Genomic DNA, 22,531 nt, shown 5'->3' on the forward strand with positions numbered 1-22,531 from the left:
ATAAAAAAGTGTCGGCGTTACCCGTCACTGCATAAAGACCTTCTGTAAGCTCAGGCTTGCCAGGTAAGTCGGTTAGTCTGTAATAATTAGAAAAACAACGAACTAGGTTAAAGTGTGAATATGCCTGATACCCTAAATAATACGCTTGAACGCGACCTGACCGGCTTAAAAGTCGTGGTAGTGGATGACAGCAAGACCATTCTGCGCACGGCTGAGGTACTACTTAGTGAGCAGGGGTGTTGGGTAGTCACTGCTGGCGATGGTTTTGAGTCCCTGTCAAAAATTGCCTCCTTTAAACCGGATGTCATTTTCGTTGATATTATGATGCCACGTTTAGATGGCTATCAAACCTGTGCATTAATTAAAGCTAACCGGCAGTACCGTGATACGCCGGTTATCCTATTGTCTAGCAAAGACAGTATTTTTGATATGGCACGCGGGCGTTTAGCGGGTTCTGATAAGTACTTGACAAAACCGTTTACTAAGGATGATTTGTTGGCTGCTATTTATACTCATGTGAAATTGCCAAATGTCCCAGAAGCACCCGCAGCTCCCTTTATTGATCTAATTGACGAGTAAGGGGATGTTATGTCTGGGCTACACGTATTAATCATCGATGATTCTCTGACTGATTCCCGTATTTTTACGGCATTGCTGGAAAAAAAAGGCTACAGGGTTAGTGTTGCCTGTAATGGTCAGGAAGGAATCGAGGTGGCTAAAGCGCGTCAGCCAGATATTATTTTAATGGATGTTGTCATGCCTCTCCTGAATGGTTTTCAGGCTACTCGCGAATTGACCCGTGCAAAGGAAACGTCTCATATCCCCATTGTAGTATGCAGTTCTAAGTCTGGAGAGACTGACCGCGTGTGGGCATTGCGTCAAGGTGCCAAAGCCTATCTGACTAAGCCGGTGGAACCCAAAGTGTTACTGGAAACGCTTACCCAGTTTGCAACTAAGGCGGGAAGACATGGCTAACCCTTACGAGCTATTAGCAGGGTTGGCGTTGTTACGTGAGAAAAAACGCAGCTCTCGCCAGCATGATGCGCAAGAATTACAGGAATGGTCTGGCTTTCAAATCCATGTGGGGGATAGCGTTTGCCTGATTCCTTGTGAACAAGTGGAAGAAGTGGTGATGCCGTCCAGTGTTGCAGGGGTACGCGGTGTACCGCGCTGGGTCAATGGTGTGATCTATTGTCGGGCGCAACTGGTTACGCTAGTGGATCTGGCTGCTTTGTTATTAGGAAAAGATCGTGCAGCCGTTTCAGGGCGGGCTTTTGTGGTGCGTGGCAGGCAAGAATGGTTTGGATTACAAGCCGGTAGCTTTGAAGGGGTGAGACATATTTGGTCTGATACACCAGTGTGTGATGCACCGCTACAGTTGAATGATGACTGGCGACGTTTCACCCGGCAATGGTTGTTGTTGGATGATCAGCCGGTAGCCGTTCTTGAGGCGATCCAGTTGGTTGCAGCGCTGGAGAGCGGGGAGATTCGGGTATGAGTCTGTTCGCTTATCAGGTGGTGGTGGTGATATTGCTGCTGTTACTGGTGGGTATGGGCATCCTGCTGTTGTACATGCGGCGGCAGATGCAAACTCAGTCAGTCGGTAAGGCACGTCAGCAGCAACAGGCGGTATTACGCTTGTTAGATGAGATGAGTTCCCTCGCAGACGGCGATTTGACGATGCGAGCGACAGTAACAGAGGATGTAACGGGGGCGATTGCGGATGCAGTGAACTATGCAGTGGATGCTTTGCAGGGATTGGTAGTACGAGTGGATATGACCTCGCATCGCCTGACAGGGTTTGCTCAGGATGCGGAAACGCGTATTAATAGCTTGGCTGGGTCGACTTCCCGGCAAGCTCAAGAGATTGCTGTGGTCACATCAGCTATTGCTACTATGACGAAATCTATTCAGAAAGTGTCACGTAATGCCTCCAGCTCGACGGAGGTTGCACGTAAGTCGTTGGATATTGCGCAGGCGGGGGCGCATACCGTGCGAGCAACGATTGATGATATGGGGGCTATACGTGAAAAAATTCAGGCAACGTCCAAGCGCCTCAAGCGTTTGGGCGAGAGTTCGCAGGAAGTCGGCGATATTGTTCGCTTGATGAATGATATTGCTGAACAGACGAATATTTTAGCTTTAAATGCCTCTATTCAGACCAGTTCCAGCCAAGCAATGAGTGGAAGCACGCATGGCAATGCAGGCTTCAGGCGTTTGGCAGATGAGATGCAACAACTGGCGCAGCAAGCGGCAGAAGCCTCACGCAAGATTGATGTGCTGATTCGTACCATGCAGGCCGATACCAGTGAAGTCATGGCTTCGATGGAGGAAACCACGGCTAAGGTGGTTGACGGGGCGCGGAATGCCGAATCGGCAGGTGCTGCGCTGGATGAAGTCGAAGACGTGACTGTGGGTTTGGCACGTCTGATCGGTAATATTTCAGAGGCAGCAGGCAAACAAGCTAACATGGCAGGTCAGGTGGTTGATACCATGAGTGCGATTAAGGAAATCACTCAGCAAACTGCGCGTTACAGTGAAGAAACCAGAGATTTGGTTACTGATCTGAACGCTACGGCTGCTGATTTGCGTGGTGCTATCGCAGGTTTCAATCTGGCCGAAGAAAAACAATAATCACAGGTGCAATATGATTTCGGATAAATCAAGTTTGGCTAGCCGTCTTGGGTGGATCGTCAAGGACACTGAGCAGGCGATTGAGCAAGCACGCCAGTCCTTCGGGCGTTACATTGAGGCGGTTGACAAGAGTGAACTCAGTAGTAGCCGTGAAACCTGCCGCCACTTGAATGGGGTGTTAGAGATACTGGATGCCAGTGGTGTCAGTATGCTCAGCCGGGAAATTTTGTTGTTGTTAGATGCTTTGATTCAGGATCGGGTAGAAAATCTGCGTGCAGCACAGGAGGCAGTTGCGGAAGGTTTGCTGCAATTATCGGAATACCTCAAGCATTTACAAGAAGGCTATGCCGATTTGCCGGTGATTGTGTTGCCGACGTTGAATAATCTGCGGGCAGCTCGCGATGCTGAACTGTTATCTGAGCATTTGATCTTCTTGCCAGAAGAGGGTCATGCCAGCGATGAATTGATCGGTACGAGTGAATATGTTGCGCTACCGTTAGAAAAATTGCAGCAGGTTAGCAATAAGTTGCGATTTTTCTTGCAAAAAGCGCTGTTGGGATGGTTCCGTAATGAACAACCAGAACGCATGTTACAAGCCGCAGGCAAAGTTACCGATAATATGATCAAGCTCAACCGCACCCGACGCTTGCGTTCGCTGTGGTGGATTGCTTCTGGTTTAGCTGATGCACTTGAGCATGGGCGTTTAGAGCAGGGGGTTGCCGTCAAAATGTTGATGGGGCGGCTAGAGCGTGAGATTCGTCATTTTTCTGAACAGGGTGAAGCACGTTACGAGCAAAGTTTGTCAGATGAACTCATCAAAAATCTCCTGTATTACATTGGATTAGCGGAGAATGGCGCTGTCATTACGGATAAAGTGAAAGCAGCTTACCACTTGGATCTGTATCTTCCTCAAGGTGAAACCTTGGATGAGTTGCGTCATTACTACACCACGCCTGGGCGTGATATGTGGCGGGCGGTAGCTTCGTCGGTCACTGAAGAACTACGTAGCTTGCAGGGTGTTTTAGAGGCTATGCAGGATCAGGAACGTCAACCTGAACTGTTAGCTAAATTGATTGATAGGACAGCAAATCTGGCTAGTACTTTAACTATGCTTGGTTTATCACGAGCTGCTGGGTTTACCAGCGAATGGGTAATGGAATTAAAGGACAGACTGTCTGGCGATCAGGTGCAGGACTTAGAATCCATTTTGCAGATCAGTACCCACTATGCGCGTTTGGAAAAAGTCTTGGTCGAGTATGCGGAAACGGGACATGACCTGACGGACACTATTTTCAGTGAGGCAGTCGGTAATAGCCTTACAGATCCTTCTGATGAGCGTAGCCTGTTACGCACGACATTAACAGAGCTGAGTAAAGCACAGTCACGGATGGTAGCGTTTTATAAGGAGGGTTGGGCGTTTGTGTGTTTAGAAGAGGTGGCGACTTCACTGGAAAATATTAGTGGGGCGTTGACTATTGCTGGCACGAGCGAACTGTTACCGCTGGTCGATACTGCCTTGCGCTACGTGCGTGAGGATCTGTTGGCGAACCAGCGTGAGCCATCACAGGATGAATTATCCATATTTGCAGATGTTTTAACCTTGTTTGAAGCGTCGGTATCAGCACGCTTGTATCAGGATGACTATTTGTCATTATTGCCGATAGGCTTTGCTAAACTGCGGGAACTGGATCATTCGAGTGATCTGAATCTGCTAGGTGAAGTTGACTTGGCAGAGCTGGAAGCAGATGTTGATGCAAAAAAAAAAGCGAAACAGCTCATACCCTCGACTTTACTTCAGCGCTTACGGATGCCGATCCAACCAGCATTAACCCCTGCCTAACACCGATCCCCCCTGCCTCCCCCAGTTTACGTGAAACATTGGGGGAGGATATCTTCGATATTTTCAGTGAAGAAGTGACTGAAATCAGTGAGAATCTGCTGACACTTTACCCACACTGGGATCAAGCACGTACTAATCGTGATGCTTTGGTTGAGATTCGTCGGGCCTTTCACACCCTGAAAGGCAGCGGACGTATGGCGGGTGCGTTTGCGTTGGGTGATTTTGCTTGGATTCACGAAGACCTGTTGAATCATGTACTGAGTGGACAGTTAAAGGCAGATGATCGGGTTTCCATACAGATAGGCAAAGCAGTTGAGGAATTACGCGCCCGACTAGATTTTTTTCTGAATGCACAACAAAAAGATGCGCGTGTCGAGCAGATAATTGCCGAAGCTGAAGCCGTTTTGTTACCGCCGGAAGCAGCACCTTTGGAAACATGGGACTTTTCTGCTCCAGAGCCAATCGTACAGCCAGCGTTGTTGGTCGACGTTGAGCCGTTGCCAGATATAGTCGTGGCTGCGGAACCTAAAGTGGAGGCTGAGACGGTTATTTCGTTTGAGCCTGAAATAGCACTAAACGTTGAGACTGATCGACCACTGGAAGAGGCGGAGGAGATTTTTGACTTTCTGCCGTCTGTCAGTCGTGTCGAAACTACATCTGCCTTGCCAGAGATTGCCCCTCTTGCAATGCAATTATTAGAACCAGATCATGTTGTCGAAGCGGAAGCGGAAGCGGAAGCGGAAGCGGAAGCGGAAGCGGAAGCGGAAGCGGAAGCCCGTATGATTTGGCAGTTGTTTTGGGAGGAGGTTCCCGAACAGCTTCAGGCGCTCGACTACCATCTGCAACAGCTACGCGATATGCCCGAAGAGCGTGAAACCATCCGCGAACTCGAGCGCGAGTTCCACACCCTCAAAGGTGGAGCGCGGATGGCTCACTTAACCGAACTGGCTGATGTCAGCCACGATGCCGAAACTCTATTAAGCCATCTGCACGGAACCGGGCAGGTTTCGGAGGCTGATATTGAAGCTTTACAACTAGCGGTTGACCGTTTGCATACGCTAACCGAGGCACTGAAGCAGGTTGAGGTGGCGGCAATCAGCGCCGTACCTGTTGAACCGGTGGTGGTGTTAGAGCCTCAGCCCGATGCCGTTTCCCTATCCTCTGTCATTGAACCCATGCCCTCCCCTATAGCTGATGCTTGGGTGCGTCAACGTGCTGCACAAAGCGAGTCGGGCAGTTTGCTGGAGCGGTTATTACAGGAGCAAGCCGATAGCTTGCCCGATATTAGTATGTTGGACAGTGCACGACCTGCTCAACCAGTCGATACCATCGAATCCAGTGTTACGAATACGAATCCTCACGAAACTATTCGCTTGCCTGCACAGTTTGTAGATAATTTGATTGATCGGGTAGTGGAACTCAATGTACAACAAGTACACATGTCTGAACATTTCAGTAGCATGGGGATGGATGTAGACGAATTGGTGCGTACTGTGGCACGTTTACGTCAGCAAATTCGCACCTTAGAAGTGGAAAGTGAAGCCCGTATCCATGATGGGCGCAGCAAACGTTTGCAAGCGATTAGCAGCAGTGCAAATGCAACTGATTTTGACCCCTTGGAAATGGATCAATATGCCGAAATCCAGCGTATTTCCCGCTCGCTTGCTGAAAGCCTTAACGACTTAGTGAATCTGGAGGCCGACTTAGCCGCACAAGTGCGTAAGGGGGAACAGTTATTGCAGGCGGATATGCGCACAACCCGTAAACTTCAGCGGGATTTGTTGGATACCCGTTTGGTTGCAGTCACCATGCTGGTTCCACGTTTACGCCGTTTGACGCGGCAAGTGGCAGGCGAACTAGGTAAGCAAGTGGCGTTGGAAGTGCGGGGCGAAGATTGCGAGTTAGACCGTAACTTGCTGCAAAATATGACAGCTCCATTGGAGCATTTGATCCGCAATGCTATATCGCATGGGTTGGAAGCGCCAGAAGAGCGGGAAAAGGCGGGCAAACCCCGTACTGGCAATATCACCTTGAGTATTAGTCGGGATGATGCCGAAATTGTGATCCGTTTTCGCGATGATGGGCGTGGTTTGAATCGTGAGCGTTTGCATGAACGGGCGCTTGCGATGGGCATTCTCAGTGAGGGGCAGACGCTACCGGATACGGAGTTGGATCGCTTGATTTTACGCCCTGGTTTTTCCACAGCGGAAACCATTAGCCAAATTTCCGGGCGTGGTATCGGTATGGATGTTGTACATTCCGAACTCAAAGCGTTGGGGGGGAGCTTACAAATCGCTTCAACTCAGGGTGAGGGCACGGAGTTTTCTATGCATTTACCGTTCACCTTGGTAGTGAACCCGGTCTTATTGGTTGAGGTGCAAGGGCAGGTGTATGCGGTGCCCATTGCAGGCGTGCAGGGGTTGGCACGGCTATCCGGGCAGCAGATTCAGGTGGCATTGCAGGAGGAGAGTGAGAAGTTAATGTTTGCAGGGGAGCCTTACGCCTTGCATCATTTAGCAGAAGTACTAGGGGGGCAACGTGTAGAGCAGGTTTTTGCTGCTGATGAACGTTTTCCTGTGGTATTTATCCAGTTACATGGGCAGTCGGTTGCATGGATCATTGATCACATTCGTGGGCGGCGCGAAGTGGTGTTGCAACCCTTGGGAATTTTGTTCAAGAGTTGCCGTTTATACTCGGCAGCGACGGTCTCCCCTGATGGTAGCGTATTCCTAGTTCCAGATATGGCAGAGTTAGCACGTTTAGTGTTAGCAGATAAGCATTTGTCTAATGTACCAGCCTTAGTAGACATTTCCTCACCTGAAGAACCTGCCGGGCCACCACGGGTGTTGGTGGTGGATGATTCTATTACGGTACGCCGCGTGACGGAAAAATTCCTCCTTAGCCGCGATTACACCGTGATGACGGCGAAAGATGGGATGGAGGCGTTGGAACACATCGCTGAATTCCAGCCTAATGTGGTGTTGTTGGATATTGAAATGCCTCGCATGGATGGCTTTGAATTATTGGGGCATTTGCGGCGTGACCCGCAATGGATGCGGTTGCCGGTCATCATGATCAGTTCGCGCACGGCACAAAAACACCGTGAACACGCCGGTTCATTGGGCGCTACGGGCTTCCTCGGCAAACCCTACCAGAACGAAGTGTTGTTGGACGCCTTGCAAGAGGTGTTAGCCAACGGACACGATGCTGACAATACACACGAGTGGGAGGATGTTCCAGCATGAACCCTATACAACAACCAGCAATTAAAAGCCTGATTGTGCGTCTGCATAAGGGGAGTCTGATTTTACCGGTCAATTTGATGGCGGAATTGGTGACGGGGGGGGAACTCACCCCTTCGGAACATCCGGGAGTTGAGGGCTGGTTGCAGTGGCGTAACCGGCAAATTCCCGTGGTGTCATTGGAATCACTGTGTATGCAGGAAGAGGCCGGGGAGTCTGACGAGGGCAAGTGCCTGATTTTGCATACGGTATCCACTTTACCCAGTTTGCCATTTATTGCGTTACGGGTTCAGGGGGGATTGAATACCTTGGATATTTTGCCAGATACCTTGCGAGACGATCACAGCGGTAATGTACAACGTTGTCCCTATGTGGCACGTCAGGTGCGTGCTTCGCATTTGCTGTGTTTTATCCCCGATTTGCCTGCGATTGAGGCAGTTTTGGCAGAAGTCTTACAGTTGACGGCGGAACAGTCTGAGTCCGCCTTGTTAGAGTAGTACCAACCCTAATACGACCACCAGCATGAAGGTCATGGTAATCGCGGTGCTCATGGTGTTTTGATGCAGCATCCGATCCATGAAGACGCTTTTCTCTGCCACGTTGCGCATGAGTTCAACACGTTGTTTGACGGGGAATGTTTCAGGCTTTTCAAAGTTGGCGTTGCCTCCTTTGAGGTTGATCAGCGGGACTAACATATTGATATTGATGTGTGCTTGAATCGCATCTTGTGTAGGGCTGTCATAGTTTAAAAGCCATGGTGCAGCATATTCAAATGCTTCCATGACAAACGTATCGCGCATTTTTTCCTGACTTGTCTTAATGATTGCGCGGTTACGTTCTAGCCCTTTTTGTAAGTCTTCCAATGACATCATAGGCATAGGTGCGGATATATGTACGTAATAATCCCGCCCACGGATATTTACTTTAACAGTTCCAGCGTAATTACTGGGTTCAGTATCTTTTTTTTCGTCAGCCATAGTCGTCACATTGAATGCTAATCAGTTGTTGGTTTTTTGTATCGATTCTAATGGCGCTGAGTTGTCCGCCCCATACACAGCCCGTATCCAGCGCAATGACATAATTGCCATTATAGTATCCCAAAGTAGACCAATGTCCAAATAAGGTGGTCAAGCCTAATGTTTGCTTTGTTGGATATTTGAACCAGGGAATAAGTTCCGTGCTGATGAGTGAGCTGGATTGATTGGATTCAAATGGATTGCCTTTGGTATTGAATTCAAGGCTGCCATCTGGGCGACAATAGCGCATTCGGGTAAAGGCATTGAGAATATAACGTTGGCGGTCATATTTGGTTGCTACTGGATTCCAAGTATCCGGTTGGTCGCCATAGACGTGTGCAAGCCAGTCAGCAACGGTTGGACTACGGAGTTCCCTTTCAATTTCGCGAGCGCAGGTTTGGGCTGTTGTCAAATCCCATTGCGGGGGGATACCTGCATGGCTGATAGCGTACCCTAAGGTTGTATCCACGTGTAGCAGGGGGCGTTGCGTTAACCAAGTTATCAATTCGGGATAGTCAGGTGCATCTAACAAGGTTTTCAGGCTTTTGTGTGGTTTGCGCAGCCCGTGGTGTGCTGCAATCAAGCTGATGTCATGGTTGCCCAGAATACAAATGGCAGCATCACGTAATGAGCGCACGAAACGCAAGGTTTCGAGGGATTGTTTGCCGCGATTTACCAAGTCACCGGCAAACCATAGCGTATCTTGCCGAGGGTCGAAGCGCAGCTTGTCCAAGAGGCGCATGAGAGGGTCGTAACACCCTTGTAAATCACCAATTGCGTAGGTAGCCATAGAATTATTCTCCAACAATAAAAAGGCGTCCCGAAGGACGCCTTGTCAAACACGAAGGGGAGATGTCAGGCTTAATCGTTGCCCGTCAAGCTCATCAGGAATTGTACAATATACCAGAACATCAGGCCGACGCTGGAAAATAGCCCCAGTGATGCACCGACATGTTGATCGGTGTGGTATTCGTGGATCATTTGTGACGTCTGGTACAGCATAACGGCTCCGGCAAACACAATCATAATGCCAAAGAACACCAGACCCAGCGTAAACCCAAACAAGATGCTTGCTAAAATTACGCCTAAAGCGATGAAACTGCCGACGGTGATAAACGGCGCTAAGAAAGAAAAGTTCTTACGGGTTGTAAATGCCGTGAAGGTGATCCCACCAGCCAGCATCAAGGTCAATAAGGCTGCGCTTGGTAATACATTCGGGTTAGGGGCGAAGTTCAATGCCCCGTAAATCAATGGGGTAGAAATAACCGCAAATGCAGCGACATACAGCCCCAGACCCGCATACTGCATTTCTTTGGAAATAGCAGAGTGTGCCCATTTGTCAGCGAGGTAAGATGCGCCCATGAACATGGCTAATACAATGAGCCAGCTCCACATACTACCTTGCATCAATTGCATGAGCGGCTTTGCGGCCCCGGATTGGATCAGTAAGGTGGTGAGTGCGGCGTAAGCAACAATTGCCCCGCCTAAATGCAAGTAAGTGCGGCGAATGAAACCCGCTCGCTCGGTTTCACTGGCATTGGCAACCAGTGTACCGGAGTTCATGTCCAAGTATGCCATGTTAGTGCCTCCCTTGTTTTATGTCAGTCAATGATATGGCTGTTATGATTACATACGAATTGCCATGGGACTAATTCCCATGCCAGATAAGGTTTGTTGCCATTTTTGTAGCATTTCCGGGGAAGAGGCTGGCCCCACGCGTACCCGAAACCAAGTTGTACCCTGGATGTTGGCTGTTTCAACCCGGCTATTGAGTCCTTTTTTCTTTAAGCGATTTTGCATATCAGCCGCTTGATCCGGCGTTTTATAGGAACCGATCTGAAGAGCATTAGCCCCGGTGATTGCAGCAGCGGGGGGGGCTTTCTTGGTTTCTGGTTTAGGTGTATCGGCTTTAGGGGTATTGACCGCAACGGTTTTTTTGTCTGCTTGCTTTGGTGGAGGTTCCACAGCCGCTTGTTTTTTAGTATCACGGGGTTCTTTAGTGGCAGTCGTCTGTTGCTCAACTTGTACTGCGAGTGGCACGTCTATTTCCAATTGGGGCAGTACGGCGTGATAACTGAAACCGGGTGTTTCATCGGAGGGTTGATCTTGTGAACTAAGGTTCTGTGGTGTGGATGTGCCGCCATTGTCGCCTGTTGCCGTAACGTCAGTTGTACTGAGAGTGGATGTTGCCGGGTTAGTTGTCTCACTGAGGTTGGCCGTATTGATGCCGGGGGGAGTGGTAGCGGTTGCATCCGGGGCATTGCCTTTGTTGGCAAGTGCGTACATGCCAGCCCCGATCAGTAGGCCAATAGCAACGCCACCCACCATCCAACCCAGACCGTATTGCCCAAAGGCACTGCCCGCTGCGGCCTGTTTTTTGAAATCTTTGGTCATGGTGTGATGTCTCGATTGTAGAGTGTTCTATGATTATAGCGAAAACTTCAGGAATGAATCACTTATGGCTCATATTTTCAAGTGAAATCTAGCTAAATTCAATGGGGTCAATATCAATCGACCAGCGTACTCCTGAACGTCCCGGTAAGGTTGTTGCTTGTTGTAGCAGTTGGTGCAATGCCGCATGGAGCGCTGCACGTTGCTGGCTGCTCAATAGCAATTGGGCACGGTAGCGGTTGGCTCGCTTTTCCAAGGGGGCTGGAATCGGCCCTAAACGTTGAATCGTAGCGCTATCAATGGTCAGCAGCCGTTGGCTGATGTGTTCCAGAAATTGCAAGGCTTTCTCCATACTAGCAGTGCTGCTGGCACGGATCAGGGCTTGGTAGCCAAACGGTGGGAAATGCCAGCGTTTACGGTCTTCCAGTAATTGACGCGCAAAGGGGGTGTAACCTTGCCCGACCAGTTGGTGCAACAAAGGGTGCTCCGGCTGACTGGTTTGCAGGATGACTCTGCCGGGTTTATCGGCTCGCCCGGCACGCCCCGCCACTTGCACGAGTAATTGACCTAGGCGTTCGAGAGCACGGTAATCGGTACTGAGCAGCGATTGGTCGATGTCAAGGATGACGACTAAGGTCAGGTTGGGGAAGTCGTGGCCTTTTGCCAGCATTTGTGTGCCGACCAGAATCAATGGGTCATTGCCGCGCACGGTGCTGAGTTTGTCTTCGAGTTGGCCTTTGCGGCTGGTGCTATCGCGGTCGATGCGCACGACTAAGGCGGCGGGGAAGGTGGTTTGTAGGGTAAGTTCCAAGCGCTCGGTACCTTGCCCTTGGGTTGTGAGTTTAGGATTTTTGCATACTGGGCATTGCAAGGGAGTGGCTTGTTCAGCACCACAATGGTGGCAGACTAAGCGGTTGCGGCGGGCGTGCCAAGTCAAGTTGGCGCTGCAATGTTGACAACTGGCGTGCCAGCCACAAGCGGGGCAAAAGAGTGTCGGGGCAAAACCCCGCCGGTTGAGAAATACCATCGCTTGTTCGCCCCGTGCCAAGGTTTGGCGGATAGCTTGTAGGCTGTGGGGAGTCAGACCTGCTTGTAATTCAAACGGGCGGGTATCCTGAATGTGCAGATCAGGTTTACGGGTTGTGCCGGGGCGTTGGTTGAGACGCACGTAATGAAAGCGTGAGGTTTGAGCATTATAAAGCGCTTCTAGCGATGGGGTGGCGGTTCCCATGACGATGGGAATGTCGAGCATCTGCGCCCGTTTAATCGCTAGGTCACGGGCGTGGTAGCGAAAACCTTCTTGTTGTTTGAGAGATGCATCATGTTCTTCGTCGATCACGATCATGGCGAGGTGAGGGGCGGGGGTGAAAATAGCCGAACGTGTGCCGATGATAAGGCGGGCAGCGCCGCTGCGGGCTTGCAGCCACGCTTTAAGGCGCTCACCATCACTTAAACCGGAATGCAGGCAGGCCATCGGGGTATCGCCAAAAAAACGGGCAAAGCGTAGCAGCAATTGTGGGGTTAAGCCGATTTCGGGAACAATCACCAGCACTTGTTTACCGGCGGTAAACAGTGGCTCAATCAAGCGTAGGTAGATTTCGGTTTTGCCACTGCCCGTGATGCCGTGTAACAGGATGGGGCGGCGTGGGGTCTGCTGATTCCATTGCTGGATACTGTGCAAACATTGCTGTTGTTCATCTGTGAGTAGAAGTGTGTTTGGTAAGCGCTCATTGCCATCGGGGTTGGGTTCCGCCGCGAGGCAAGTTGGGGGAGCTGCTAACCATTTTTGCAAGCGACTGGATAAGGGTTTTGGTTTGCGTAAGGCTCCGGGTAACGCGGAAAAGATTACCTCACCTACTGGGTGGTGGTAGTAACGTGCTGCCCATTGCAACAGTTCCAGCAAATGTGGGTCAGCCAACGGTGTAGCGTCGAGGATGGTTTCCACGGCTTTGAGCATGAAACTGTTATCAGCGGCATCTGTTGCGACAGTGGCAGTACTCATAACTAACCCGACCGCGTACTGCTTGCCGAAGGGAACGAGAACACGGGTTCCGGGCGCAGGTTGTTGCTCTGTGCTTAGGGTGTAACTCAGCAAGGTACGTAGTGGGCGTGGCACTGCAACTTGGGTAATGTGGCGCTCTTGATTCATGTCGGCAAGTTTAGCGGAATTGTGGCGTAATAGCGTATGGAACTTACGGAAACCTTAACAACTCCTTGCTACATAAGCGGAAATTCATGTTATGCACAGAACCTGTGGATAACTCTGTGGAAGAACTGCGGACAGTTACCGCTAAGCCTTGTCTGATAAGCACTTATACACTTTGATTAAAAAACAATCAATTCATTTTGTATTTTAATAATCAGTGACTTAAGTTATTTTTCTGTATCATGGTTGACAAATCTAAATGAAATATGAACATAAGGTTATGATGTGGACAACTCATAAAAAAGCCCGGATAAACCGGGCTTTTTTTATGATTGTCAAGACTTGATGTTCAGAGTTCCTTCATGTTGCTGATCAATTCATTAGCAACAGCCTGCCCGTCGCCATACAGCATCCGGCAGTTATCAGCGAAGAACAGATGATTTTCGATCCCGGAAAAACCTGCTCCCTGACCACGTTTGACGACGATTACGTTTTTGGCGTAATCCGCATTCAGAATCGGCATCCCGTAAATCGGGCTGTTGGGGTCAGTCCGTGCAATTGGGTTCACCACGTCATTCGCCCCAATGACCAACGCCACATCGGCGGTGCGGAATTCTTCGTTGATTTCATCAAGGTCGTAAATGATGTCATACGGCACGCCTGCTTCTGCCAGCAATACGTTCATGTGTCCCGGCATCCGCCCCGCGACGGGGTGAATCGCAAATTTCACAGTCACACCGCGCTCTTGCAATTGCTTGGTCATTTCCCAGATTTTGTGTTGGGCTTGCGCCACTGCCATGCCGTAACCGGGGATGATAATGACCTTTTCTGCAAACGCCATCATAATGGCTGCGTCAGGTGCTTCAATGGCTTTCATTGAACCGCTGACTTCTTGTGCTTCACCCGTGGTTTCGCCGAAATTGCTAAACAGCACGTTGGTAATCGGGCGGTTCATCGCTTTTGCCATCAACTGTGTTAACAATGTACCCGCAGAACCCACCACAATCCCCGCAATCATCATTGCAGGGTTATCCAGTACGTAACCTTCAAAACCGACCGCAAGACCTGTGAAAGCGTTGTAGAGGGAAATAACGACGGGCATATCCGCGCCGCCAATCGGCAGCGTCATCATCACGCCAAACGCCAACGCTAGGGCAAAGAACAGGAACAGCGTAAACATACCGTAATCCGTACCGCTGGTCGCAATGCCTAAGCCCATCCATGCCACCACGATAAACAGCCCTGCATTGATACGCTGCTGATTTTTGAAACGGAACGCCCCGCGCAATTGCTTAATGCCTTGCAACTTACCAAAGGCAATCAGTGAACCGGAGAAGGCCACTGAACCAATCAATGCACCGAACACCGCCAGCAATTGTACGGTCGAATCCATCTCATGCTGCTTGATTAATTCCACCGCCGCAATCGCAGCCGCTGCACCACCGCCCATGCCGTTGTAGAGTGCAATCATTTGCGGCATATCGGTCATGGCGACTTCTTTGCCGGTTTTCCAGGCAATACCGCCGCCGACGGCAATCCCGATAATGATCAGCAGATAGTTAGTGTTGACGTGCGGGTGCGCGAAGGTAATCAGCGTTGCCAACACCATGCCGATACCAGCCCACACAATGCCGCGCCGTGCGGTGACGGGCGATGCCATTTGCTTAAGGCCAAGAATGAACAGCACAGCGGCTGCCAAGTAAAAGATTTCAACAAAAAGGTTCATGTTTATTTATCCCCTTTGCTGCTTTTGAACATTTCCAGCATCCGCTCGGTCACGACGTAACCGCCGACCGCATTGCCTGCGGCTAATACTACGGCAATGAAGCCGACCAGTTGCTCGGTGAACCCTTCGGCCTGACCCAATACGACCATTGCCCCGACCAAGACGATGCCGTGGACGAAGTTAGAACCCGACATCAGCGGGGTGTGCAGAATAACCGGCACTTTGGAAATCACTTCATAGCCGACAAACCCGGCAAGAATGAAGATGTAGATGGCGATAAAACCTTCCATTGTTATGCTCCTTCAACCAGTTGGCGAATAGCTTCGTTCATGATTTTGCCTTCGTGTGTGAGTAACGCGCCTGCAATCACTTCATCGTTGAAATCGGGCGCATACGCGCCGTCTTTCAACATCGGTGATAAGAAGTTGAGCAGATTTTTAGCGTACATTTCGGAAGCATGTACTGGCACTTGGCTGGGTACGTTTAGTGGCGCGTGAATGGTTACGCCTTTATGTACGATGGTTTTGCCAGGTTGTGTCAGGGTGCAGTTACCGCCGCCTTCTGCTGCTAAGTCGATAATGACCGCACCAGACTTCATGCCTTCCACTGTGGCTTCAGGGATGATCTTCGGGGAGGGACGACCAGGAACTGCAGCTGTGGTAATCAGCACATCCGCTGTTGCAATGTGTTTGGCGAGTTCCTCTTGCTGTTTCTGCTTTTCTTCGGCAGTCAGTTCACGCGCATAGCCACCTTCACCTTCGGCAGTAATACCGAGTTCGATGAATTTTGCTCCGAGGGATTGGACTTGCTCTTTGGTGGCAGAACGCACGTCATAAGCTTCCACTACTGCACCTAAACGCCGTGCAGTTGCAATCGCTTGCAGACCTGCTACCCCGACACCAATGATAATGACTTTTGAGGGGCGAATTGTGCCAGCCGCTGTTGTCAGCATCGGGAAAAAGCGTGGTGCAAGATCAGCACCCATAATAGCTGCTTTGTAACCAGCGACTGCCGCTTGTGATGAAAGCACATCCATAGCTTGTGCCCGCGAAATTCGTGGAATCAGCTCCATCGCAAAGCTAGTAATATTTTTTGCGTTGAGCGCGGCGATACGCTCTGGATATTTATAGGGTTGTAACGTACCAATTAGCACACTGCCTTCTCGTAATTGAGCAATTTCCGCTTCAGAAGGAGGCTGAACTTTGAGCACGATGTCAGCTTGTTGATACAAATCATGGGCTGCTGACACAATCGTAGCGCCGCTGAATGCAGTATCAGGAATATGTGCTGCATCACCAGCACCAGCTTCCACCAACACTTCAGCACCCAATTTGGTGAGTTTGGCAATGACGCTGGATTCGATGGCAACCCGACGCTCGCCCTCGGCGGTTTCCTTGGGTACAGCCACTTTGATTGACATATTTTCTGTCTCCAGAGGGGTAATGGTGAAAAGTAGAATGTTATCAAGGTGGAAAAGCGCGATCCAACCAAGATCAAGGGTCAACATACTAGCGGAATATTAGCCGGGAATGAAGTATTTCCATACGGATAGCGTACAAAGAAAAGCCGGGAAACCCCGGCTTTTCTCTATCAATACCAGCACTTATTACAGGTAACTGGTGTTGAGCGGGTACTTAACGTGTACCACTTGCTTCAACTTCTACACGGCGGTTGGCTGCACGACCTGCTTTGGTGCTGTTGTCAGCAACAGGTTGTGATTCGCCCTTGCCGGAAGCTTGGATGGCAGCAGCCGGAACGCCTTTGCCTGCCAGATAGTTGGCAACGGCGGCGGCACGCTGTTCAGACAACTTTTGGTTGTAAGCATCGGAACCAACGCTGTCAGTGTGGCCTACTACGCTGATACCGCTGACTTTAGCACCAGCCAAACCGGACAGGAATTGATCCAAGTTTGCTTGACCGGCTGGTTTCAGGGTTGCCTTATCGAAATCGAAGTTGGCATCAGAAGTCAGTGTCATTTTTTGGATAGGGGCTGGAGCCGGAGCAGGTGGTGGTGGAGCTGGTGCAGGGGCTGGAGCCGGAGGAGCTGCTTCACAGCCTTCTGGCATACTGCCGTATTGAGCGGTAACACATTCGTCAGAACTGTTTTTGACAGGTTTACCGTCGCTATTTTGGACATATTTGCCGTCTTCTGCATATGCAGTTGTCATCATCATTGCTGCCATCAGAGCAGCTACGCTAATGCTTGCAACTTTCTTCAGAGTCATGTTGATCTCCTTAAGCCTAGTTTTTGAGTTTAGATTGTTGAACTGCGTACTCCTGCAATCATGAAATATTAATTCTGTTAGCAAGAGACGTAAGTTGTGACTATAGTGTCTTAAATATACAACAACGGGTAGGATTATAGGTTACTTTCTGGTTAAGTTCCTATAGGTAAGGAACATTTTCTTTGTAGACAGTTAAAGAAAAGCCTCCTTACCGTGAGGTAAGGAGGCTACAGAAAACCTTAGCTGAACCAAGCAGGCTGGTTCACTGGAGGCTTACTTTTGGTAACGCTTCATGCTGGAACGTGCGGCTGGATCCATTTGGACTGGACCTTTGTAGTTGCCTTTGGCTTTTACTTTTGGCACAACCGGTGCTCGTGGTGCTGCACGTGGCGTAGGTGCTGGTGCAACAGGTGCTGCAACAGGTGCGGCTGGCGCTGCTTCACAGCCTTCTGGCTCGAAGCCGTAAACGGCTTGGACGCATTCGCCAAAGCTATTTTTAACAACAATGCCGTCGCTGTTTTTGACAACTTTCATATCGGCAGCATTAGCGCCAGCAGTGGTCAGCATTAGAGCAGCAAAGCTAATGCCTGCAATGTGTTTAAGGGTCATGGTGATCTCCTTCAAGTCTAGGTTTTGAGTCGTAAAGTTGGATTTTGCTTTATGTTTGAGCGTAGCATTTATACCACAATTGTGTATATTGCACGACAAACACACGATACGCCACAGGTAAATGCTATGCAAGGCAAAAACGGATTAAGTCATAAACCTATTGATGAATTGCTTAATATTATGAGGCGCTTGCGTGATCCGCAGCAGGGTTGCCCATGGGATATTAAGCAAACATGGCAAACGATCTTGCCATACACCTTGGAAGAGGTGTACGAAGTCGCTGATGCGGTAGATAAACAAGACCCTGATGCTCTGTGTGATGAGCTAGGTGATTTATTGTTTCAAGTTGTGTTTATGGCGCAAATTGCTAGTGAGCAAAGTTTGTTCGATTTTCACGATGTAGCAGCAGGTATTTCCCGCAAAATGATTCGGCGGCATCCTCATGTATTCGGTGACACGGTATATGCCGATGAACACGCGCAAAAACAGGCATGGGATGCGATCAAACAAGCAGAACGCGGGATACAATCGACCGAAACAGGCTTCTTTGCAGGTATTCCCACTGCTATGCCTGCGTTACGGCGCAGTCAAAAACTTCAGCGACGGGCGGCCAGCGTGGGGTTTGATTGGGATCACTGGCAGCAAGTGATACCTAAAATCTACGAGGAGCTGGATGAGGTGATTGATGCAGTTGCCAAACAAGAGCCGTTTGTTCGGATTGAGGAAGAGGTTGGCGATGTGTTGATGGGGGCTACTAATTTGGCTCGTTTACTCGGCGTGAATGCAGAAAATGCGTTACGTCTATCGAACCGTAAGTTTGAGCGGCGGTTTGAGCGAGTAGAAGCCTTGTTGGCAGCAGCCGGTATTGCTTTGGATACTGCAAGTTTAGAGCAGATGGAAAAGGCTTGGAATATAGCTAAGCAAGAAGAGAAAACGACAAACGGTATATAACGCTACTCGAAAAACAAAACCCCCGACGAACGGGGGGAGTCAACACGGGCAAATATTATTATTATTGTCTTGTTATTATTGTTGCTCTCAAACACCAAGTTCCTGATAAAGTCCCCCTGTGGCAACACAGGGGAGAGAAGGAGTTGAGATATGGTCAGGCGTTTTATTGTTATTAATGTTTATGCCTACTCGCTATCTCTTGGGGCTTGCTGATAAATGCTTTCCTTAACCCTTTCTTGTTATTGTTGTCGTCCCTTACAGACTTTCTAGTCTTCGCCGTCTCAGTCTGTACTGAAGCTATTGCAACCCTTGTGCCAAAACTGTGTTGATAAGATCAAGTATTTGATTAGTCTCATATTTAATGAGCTTATTTAATTGAGATGAGGATTCGGACAGAGTGCAATCCTGTCAAAAAGTGACAGGATTGACAGTTTGCGGGTGACAAAGCCATATCATGTGACACAGCCGGATGAGGGTGTACGTGTTAGTGTTTAGGTATTTGCCTGTCCGCTATCAGCGTAAGCAATTTGATAACGCTTGACCCCTTGGAACATTGCTGTAGCTAACTTCTGTTGATAGTCGGCCGTGCGCAGGCGTTTTTCCTCAGTAGGGTTACTGATGAAAGCCGTTTCGACCAGCATGGAAGGAATATCTGGTGAACGTAGTACGACAAAGCGGGCACTTTCAACACGACGGCGTAAGGGGTTGTTGACCTTGGATAGCTCGCGCAAGACACCTTTGGCTAAGTTCAGGCTGCGATCCATCATGGCGTTTTGGCTCAGATCTAGCAACACAGAAGCAATTTTCTCGCTGGTATTATTGAAACTGCGTCCACCAAACTTTAATTCGTAGGAGTTTTCGCTTTCGGCCAACAAACGGGCAGCTTCGCTGGATGCACCCGTTTCAGATAGGATATAGACAGAAGAGCCACTGACGCGTGTACTAGGGTTGGCATCGGCGTGAATAGAAATGAACAGATCAGCTTGGTGCTTATGGGCAAGATCCATGCGCTCACGTAGAGGGATGAATTTATCACTGGCACGGGTCAGGATGGCTTTCATGCCTTTTTCGCGGTCGATACGGGCTTTGAGTTTACGTGCCACTTGCAATACGACGTCTTTTTCTTGTGTGCCATTTGCGCCAACGGCACCCGGATCTTTGCCGCCGTGTCCCGGATCGATGACGACAATGAATTTACCTTTGGAAGGTTCTGAGGTAGCAGGAGGTTCGGGTTCTTTGGCAGACTTGGGTTTTTCTTTTTCCGGTTTTGGGGATTTGCCAGTGCTGCCTTTGCCGTTTGGTTTGAGGGTAATGGTTAGCAAATGGTTTGCACCATCCGGTACTAAGGAAGATTTGACAGTGACTTGTTCTGCTACATCCAGCACTACTCGTAGACTGCCATTGTCACGTTCTGAATAGCGAATACCAGTAATGGGTTTGCGATCGTGTGCGCCTTGCTTTAGCTTGCCTTGCATCGTGGTATTCTGCAAGTCAATGACCACGCGATCAGGTTTGTCTAATGTGAAAACTCTATGGGCAATTGGTGCATCCAGTTGCAGCAGGAATTTCAATTGCTCTGATGTGCCGCTAAGGTTTGCCCCGGTTAAATGCCCCGTAACAGCATCCGCAGCACGTGCTGATACTGTATTGAATCCACTGGCGACTGCACCGGCTAACGCACTCAACTTCAGGAGGAAACCTCTACGGCTCAATTTTTTGGTGTTCATGGCCTAATCTCAAACAACACGAATGGAATGATACTTCTTCCCCATAAGTATTAATTCAGAGAAAGGCAATTTTCAAGTAGTTTTTTACCAATGTGCTATAAGTTATTGATTAAATTGCTTGAATCATTCTATCAAAATTTCGCGGGCATTACCGCAATGGCGTATGTGTATACGTATATCTGCTTTTGGTAGTATACCTGCCGACTTTTCTGGCCACTCGACTAAACACAATGCATCTGGACGCAAGTAATCGCGGATGCCCATGTACTCTAACTCCTCTGGTTCGGCTAAACGGTATAGGTCGAAGTGGAATATGTCGCGTCCACCCAGATGATAGGGTTCTACCAGCGTATAAGTGGGGCTTTTGACATTACCAGTGTGCCCTAAGGCGCGTAACAAGCCACGTACTAGCGTGGTTTTTCCCGCGCCTAAATCACCGTGTAGGGTAATTAGCCCCCCACTGGGGAAGCGTTGTGCTATGGCTGCGCCGATGGCGAGCATGGCGGTTTCATCGTCTACCCGTTGCCAGTTGTTCATGTGTTAAGTGCTTCCCGTAAATGTGCAATGAGGTCGCTGGCCAATAAACCGCGCTCACCCTCCATAGCGGCGAGGTCAGCAGCGTGCGCGTGTAGCCACACGCCACTTTCAGCCGCTGCGATCAAGCTTAATCCTTGCGCTAACAATGCAGTGAGAATCCCGGTGAGAGTATCCCCCATGCCACCGGAGGCCATGCCGGGGTTGCCAGCAGGGCAAATGGCGATGGTGTTGGCACTAGCGACCAGTGTACCTGCGCCTTTGAGTACGATAACGCCACCGTATTCTTGCTGCAAGCGGCTCACAGCAGCCATACGGTTTTGTTCAATGTCGGCAGTGCCGCAAGCGAGTAAGCGTGCGGCTTCGCCTGGGTGTGGGGTTAGTATCCAGTCATCGCGTTGGCTACGGTTTTTGGCGAGTAAGTTCAGCGCATCAGCATCCAATACCTTGGGTAGTTTGGTGTTTTGGATCAGCGAAAGCAGATGGTGAGACCAAGTAGTTTGAGCCATGCCGGGGCCGATACCGATAGCATCCACATGTGACAGTAACGGCTGTAGTTGGGCGGGTGAATCGACCGCGTGTACCATGAGTTCTGGGCGGTGGAGGTTGAGCAGGGAAGCGTGTTCCGGGTGCGTGGCAATGGAAACGAGGCCGCTGCCCGTGCGTAAAGCAGCATCACCGGCGAGGCGGATTGCGCCGCTCATACTGGGTGCACCGCCGATTAACAAGCTATGCCCCGCTTGGCCTTTGTGGGCAGAACGACGGCGGGGTGGGAGATATTCACGTAAGGTATGCTGACCCAGCAAATGCATCGTGCAGGGGACTTGCGCGTACACTGCATCAGGTACGCTGAGGCGTGCGAAGCTTAGCTTTCCGCAATAATCGCGGGCAGTGCCAGTGAGTAGACCCATTTTCAGGCCAATGTAAGTCACGGTGAGCGTGGCTCCAACCGCACTGCCGCAGGGTTGCCCCGTGTCAGCATGTAAGCCGGAGGGTATGTCGACAGCAATGATGGGGGCGTTCTGTTGGTTGAGAAGGTTGATGGCACTGGCATAAGCACCGGTGACACGACGCTCCAAGCCTGTGCCAAGGAGGGCATCGACCATTAAGTCAGCGGGGGGCAGTTGCTCATGCTCGGTATAGGGTTGAATTCGTCCCCCTGCTTGGCAGAAGTCTTGGCAGGCTTGTGCGGCAGCACCTTGCAAACGGGCAGTATCAGCGAGTGATAACAGGGTGACGTTCCAGCCTGCTTGTAAGGCAAGACGGGCGATGACGTAACCATCCCCGCCGTTGTTACCACTGCCGCACAGTACACACAAGGCATGTGCTTTTGGCCAATGATGCTGCATTTGCTCGAAGGTTGTGCTCCCCGCTTGCGACATGAGAGTGTAGGCGGGAATACCATGTTGCTGGATGGCGATGTGCTCGAGTTGGCGGACTTGAGCTGCGGTGTAGACCCGGTGTTCTATGGTTGTCATGGTGATGAATTA

21 protein-coding genes are annotated in these 22,531 nt (G+C 50.0%); 8 read left to right on the forward strand and 13 right to left on the reverse strand.

Going from position 1 to position 22,531, the window contains the following annotated elements:
• Positions 1 to 120: 120 nt before the first annotated feature.
• The 7 genes from BLV87_RS03375 to BLV87_RS03405 are packed head-to-tail and all read left to right on the forward strand — an operon-like array spanning position 121 to position 8,213.
• Positions 121 to 579, forward strand: coding sequence for a response regulator (locus BLV87_RS03375; RefSeq protein ID WP_093065413.1), 459 nt, complete (start codon positions 121 to 123; stop codon positions 577 to 579).
• Positions 580 to 588: 9 nt separating this feature from the next.
• The gene (locus tag BLV87_RS03380) at positions 589 to 975 is read left to right on the forward strand and encodes a response regulator (RefSeq protein WP_093065415.1); all 387 of its coding nucleotides are present in this window, start codon (positions 589 to 591) and stop codon (positions 973 to 975) included.
• Positions 968 to 1,498 (forward strand): chemotaxis protein CheW, encoded by a 531-nt coding sequence (locus tag BLV87_RS03385; protein WP_093065417.1) that lies wholly within the window; start codon positions 968 to 970, stop codon positions 1,496 to 1,498. Before BLV87_RS03380 ends, BLV87_RS03385 begins: the two co-directional genes overlap by 8 nt.
• Positions 1,495 to 2,634 (forward strand): methyl-accepting chemotaxis protein, encoded by a 1,140-nt coding sequence (locus tag BLV87_RS03390; RefSeq protein ID WP_093065419.1) that lies wholly within the window; start codon positions 1,495 to 1,497, stop codon positions 2,632 to 2,634. Before BLV87_RS03385 ends, BLV87_RS03390 begins: the two co-directional genes overlap by 4 nt.
• A 34-nt stretch (positions 2,635 to 2,668) precedes the next feature.
• The gene (locus BLV87_RS03395) at positions 2,669 to 4,474 is read left to right on the forward strand and encodes a FimL-related protein (protein ID WP_139282116.1); all 1,806 of its coding nucleotides are present in this window, start codon (positions 2,669 to 2,671) and stop codon (positions 4,472 to 4,474) included.
• Between the two features lie 38 nt (positions 4,475 to 4,512).
• On the forward strand, positions 4,513 to 7,719 hold the full coding sequence (locus BLV87_RS03400) for a hybrid sensor histidine kinase/response regulator (RefSeq protein WP_093065422.1): 3,207 nt from the start codon (positions 4,513 to 4,515) through the stop codon (positions 7,717 to 7,719).
• Positions 7,716 to 8,213: a chemotaxis protein CheW gene (locus tag BLV87_RS03405; RefSeq protein ID WP_093065424.1), complete on the forward strand. Its 498-nt coding sequence runs from the start codon at positions 7,716 to 7,718 to the stop codon at positions 8,211 to 8,213. Before BLV87_RS03400 ends, BLV87_RS03405 begins: the two co-directional genes overlap by 4 nt.
• Here BLV87_RS03405 and BLV87_RS03410 read toward each other — a convergent pair.
• From BLV87_RS03410 to BLV87_RS03455, 10 genes are all read right to left on the reverse strand, one after another.
• Positions 8,205 to 8,693, reverse strand: a complete 489-nt coding sequence (locus BLV87_RS03410) for a hypothetical protein (protein ID WP_093065426.1) — start codon at positions 8,691 to 8,693, stop codon at positions 8,205 to 8,207. The genes BLV87_RS03405 and BLV87_RS03410 overlap by 9 nt on opposite strands.
• Positions 8,686 to 9,522, reverse strand: a complete 837-nt coding sequence (locus BLV87_RS03415; protein ID WP_093065428.1) for a symmetrical bis(5'-nucleosyl)-tetraphosphatase — start codon at positions 9,520 to 9,522, stop codon at positions 8,686 to 8,688. The genes BLV87_RS03410 and BLV87_RS03415 overlap by 8 nt, the downstream gene beginning before the upstream one ends.
• Before the next feature lie 71 nt (positions 9,523 to 9,593).
• Entirely contained in the window at positions 9,594 to 10,310 is a 717-nt protein-coding gene (locus BLV87_RS03420) for a Bax inhibitor-1/YccA family protein (protein WP_093065430.1), read from the reverse strand.
• 48 nt (positions 10,311 to 10,358) lie between these two features.
• The gene (locus BLV87_RS03425; protein WP_093065432.1) at positions 10,359 to 11,126 is read right to left on the reverse strand and encodes an SPOR domain-containing protein; all 768 of its coding nucleotides are present in this window, start codon (positions 11,124 to 11,126) and stop codon (positions 10,359 to 10,361) included.
• An 88-nt stretch (positions 11,127 to 11,214) separates the two neighbouring features.
• Positions 11,215 to 13,272 (reverse strand): primosomal protein N', encoded by a 2,058-nt coding sequence (locus tag BLV87_RS03430; RefSeq protein ID WP_093065434.1) that lies wholly within the window; start codon positions 13,270 to 13,272, stop codon positions 11,215 to 11,217.
• 346 nt (positions 13,273 to 13,618) lie between these two features.
• The gene (locus BLV87_RS03435; RefSeq protein WP_093065436.1) at positions 13,619 to 14,995 is read right to left on the reverse strand and encodes an NAD(P)(+) transhydrogenase (Re/Si-specific) subunit beta; all 1,377 of its coding nucleotides are present in this window, start codon (positions 14,993 to 14,995) and stop codon (positions 13,619 to 13,621) included.
• A 2-nt stretch (positions 14,996 to 14,997) separates the two neighbouring features.
• Entirely contained in the window at positions 14,998 to 15,285 is a 288-nt protein-coding gene (locus BLV87_RS03440) for an NAD(P) transhydrogenase subunit alpha part 2 (protein ID WP_093065438.1), read from the reverse strand.
• Between the two features lie 2 nt (positions 15,286 to 15,287).
• The gene (locus BLV87_RS03445) at positions 15,288 to 16,415 is read right to left on the reverse strand and encodes a Re/Si-specific NAD(P)(+) transhydrogenase subunit alpha (protein WP_093065611.1); all 1,128 of its coding nucleotides are present in this window, start codon (positions 16,413 to 16,415) and stop codon (positions 15,288 to 15,290) included.
• A 214-nt stretch (positions 16,416 to 16,629) separates the two neighbouring features.
• A complete protein-coding gene (locus BLV87_RS03450; RefSeq protein WP_175517822.1) occupies positions 16,630 to 17,220 on the reverse strand; it encodes an OmpA family protein in 591 nt (196 codons plus the stop codon).
• 273 nt (positions 17,221 to 17,493) lie between these two features.
• Positions 17,494 to 17,829, reverse strand: a complete 336-nt coding sequence (locus tag BLV87_RS03455; RefSeq protein ID WP_093065440.1) for a hypothetical protein — start codon at positions 17,827 to 17,829, stop codon at positions 17,494 to 17,496.
• A 51-nt stretch (positions 17,830 to 17,880) separates the two neighbouring features.
• Between BLV87_RS03455 and mazG the strand changes: the two genes are divergently transcribed.
• Entirely contained in the window at positions 17,881 to 18,780 is a 900-nt protein-coding gene (mazG, locus tag BLV87_RS03460) for a nucleoside triphosphate pyrophosphohydrolase (protein ID WP_245706900.1), read from the forward strand.
• A 491-nt stretch (positions 18,781 to 19,271) separates the two neighbouring features.
• On the opposite strand, the gene BLV87_RS03465 is transcribed toward mazG, so the two are convergent.
• The 3 genes from BLV87_RS03465 to BLV87_RS03475 all read right to left on the reverse strand — a co-directional run bounded on the left by BLV87_RS03465 (position 19,272) and on the right by BLV87_RS03475 (position 22,519).
• Positions 19,272 to 20,507, reverse strand: a complete 1,236-nt coding sequence (locus BLV87_RS03465; RefSeq protein WP_175517823.1) for an N-acetylmuramoyl-L-alanine amidase — start codon at positions 20,505 to 20,507, stop codon at positions 19,272 to 19,274.
• Positions 20,508 to 20,630: 123 nt separating this feature from the next.
• Entirely contained in the window at positions 20,631 to 21,044 is a 414-nt protein-coding gene (tsaE, locus tag BLV87_RS03470; RefSeq protein ID WP_093065442.1) for a tRNA (adenosine(37)-N6)-threonylcarbamoyltransferase complex ATPase subunit type 1 TsaE, read from the reverse strand.
• Positions 21,041 to 22,519 carry an NAD(P)H-hydrate dehydratase gene (locus BLV87_RS03475; protein ID WP_093065444.1) on the reverse strand — a complete coding sequence of 493 codons (1,479 nt, stop codon included), beginning with the start codon at positions 22,517 to 22,519 and terminating at the stop codon, positions 21,041 to 21,043. The genes tsaE and BLV87_RS03475 overlap by 4 nt, the downstream gene beginning before the upstream one ends.
• Positions 22,520 to 22,531: the final 12 nt, after the last annotated feature.

It is taken from the genome of Thiothrix caldifontis, assembly GCF_900107695.1.
GTDB classification, from domain to species: Bacteria; Pseudomonadota; Gammaproteobacteria; order Thiotrichales; family Thiotrichaceae; genus Thiothrix; species Thiothrix caldifontis.

Bases quoted from the DNA above. Each gene is read 5' to 3' on its own strand.
- BLV87_RS03375 (WP_093065413.1), top strand. From the start codon at position 121: ATGCCTGATACCCTAAATAATACGCTTGAACGCGACCTGACCGGCTTA.
- BLV87_RS03380 (WP_093065415.1), top strand. From the start codon at position 589: ATGTCTGGGCTACACGTATTAATCATCGATGATTCTCTGACTGATTCC.
- BLV87_RS03385 (WP_093065417.1), top strand. From the start codon at position 968: ATGGCTAACCCTTACGAGCTATTAGCAGGGTTGGCGTTGTTACGTGAG.
- BLV87_RS03390 (WP_093065419.1), top strand. From the start codon at position 1,495: ATGAGTCTGTTCGCTTATCAGGTGGTGGTGGTGATATTGCTGCTGTTA.
- BLV87_RS03405 (WP_093065424.1), top strand. From the start codon at position 7,716: ATGAACCCTATACAACAACCAGCAATTAAAAGCCTGATTGTGCGTCTG.
- BLV87_RS03410 (WP_093065426.1), bottom strand. From the start codon at position 8,693: ATGGCTGACGAAAAAAAAGATACTGAACCCAGTAATTACGCTGGAACT.
- BLV87_RS03415 (WP_093065428.1), bottom strand. From the start codon at position 9,522: ATGGCTACCTACGCAATTGGTGATTTACAAGGGTGTTACGACCCTCTC.
- BLV87_RS03420 (WP_093065430.1), bottom strand. From the start codon at position 10,310: ATGGCATACTTGGACATGAACTCCGGTACACTGGTTGCCAATGCCAGT.
- BLV87_RS03425 (WP_093065432.1), bottom strand. From the start codon at position 11,126: ATGACCAAAGATTTCAAAAAACAGGCCGCAGCGGGCAGTGCCTTTGGG.
- BLV87_RS03430 (WP_093065434.1), bottom strand. From the start codon at position 13,272: ATGAATCAAGAGCGCCACATTACCCAAGTTGCAGTGCCACGCCCACTA.
- BLV87_RS03435 (WP_093065436.1), bottom strand. From the start codon at position 14,995: ATGAACCTTTTTGTTGAAATCTTTTACTTGGCAGCCGCTGTGCTGTTC.
- BLV87_RS03440 (WP_093065438.1), bottom strand. From the start codon at position 15,285: ATGGAAGGTTTTATCGCCATCTACATCTTCATTCTTGCCGGGTTTGTC.
- BLV87_RS03445 (WP_093065611.1), bottom strand. From the start codon at position 16,415: ATGTCAATCAAAGTGGCTGTACCCAAGGAAACCGCCGAGGGCGAGCGT.
- BLV87_RS03450 (WP_175517822.1), bottom strand. From the start codon at position 17,220: ATGACTCTGAAGAAAGTTGCAAGCATTAGCGTAGCTGCTCTGATGGCA.
- BLV87_RS03455 (WP_093065440.1), bottom strand. From the start codon at position 17,829: ATGACCCTTAAACACATTGCAGGCATTAGCTTTGCTGCTCTAATGCTG.
- mazG (WP_245706900.1), top strand. From the start codon at position 17,881: ATGTTTGAGCGTAGCATTTATACCACAATTGTGTATATTGCACGACAA.
- BLV87_RS03465 (WP_175517823.1), bottom strand. From the start codon at position 20,507: ATGAACACCAAAAAATTGAGCCGTAGAGGTTTCCTCCTGAAGTTGAGT.
- tsaE (WP_093065442.1), bottom strand. From the start codon at position 21,044: ATGAACAACTGGCAACGGGTAGACGATGAAACCGCCATGCTCGCCATC.
- BLV87_RS03475 (WP_093065444.1), bottom strand. From the start codon at position 22,519: ATGACAACCATAGAACACCGGGTCTACACCGCAGCTCAAGTCCGCCAA.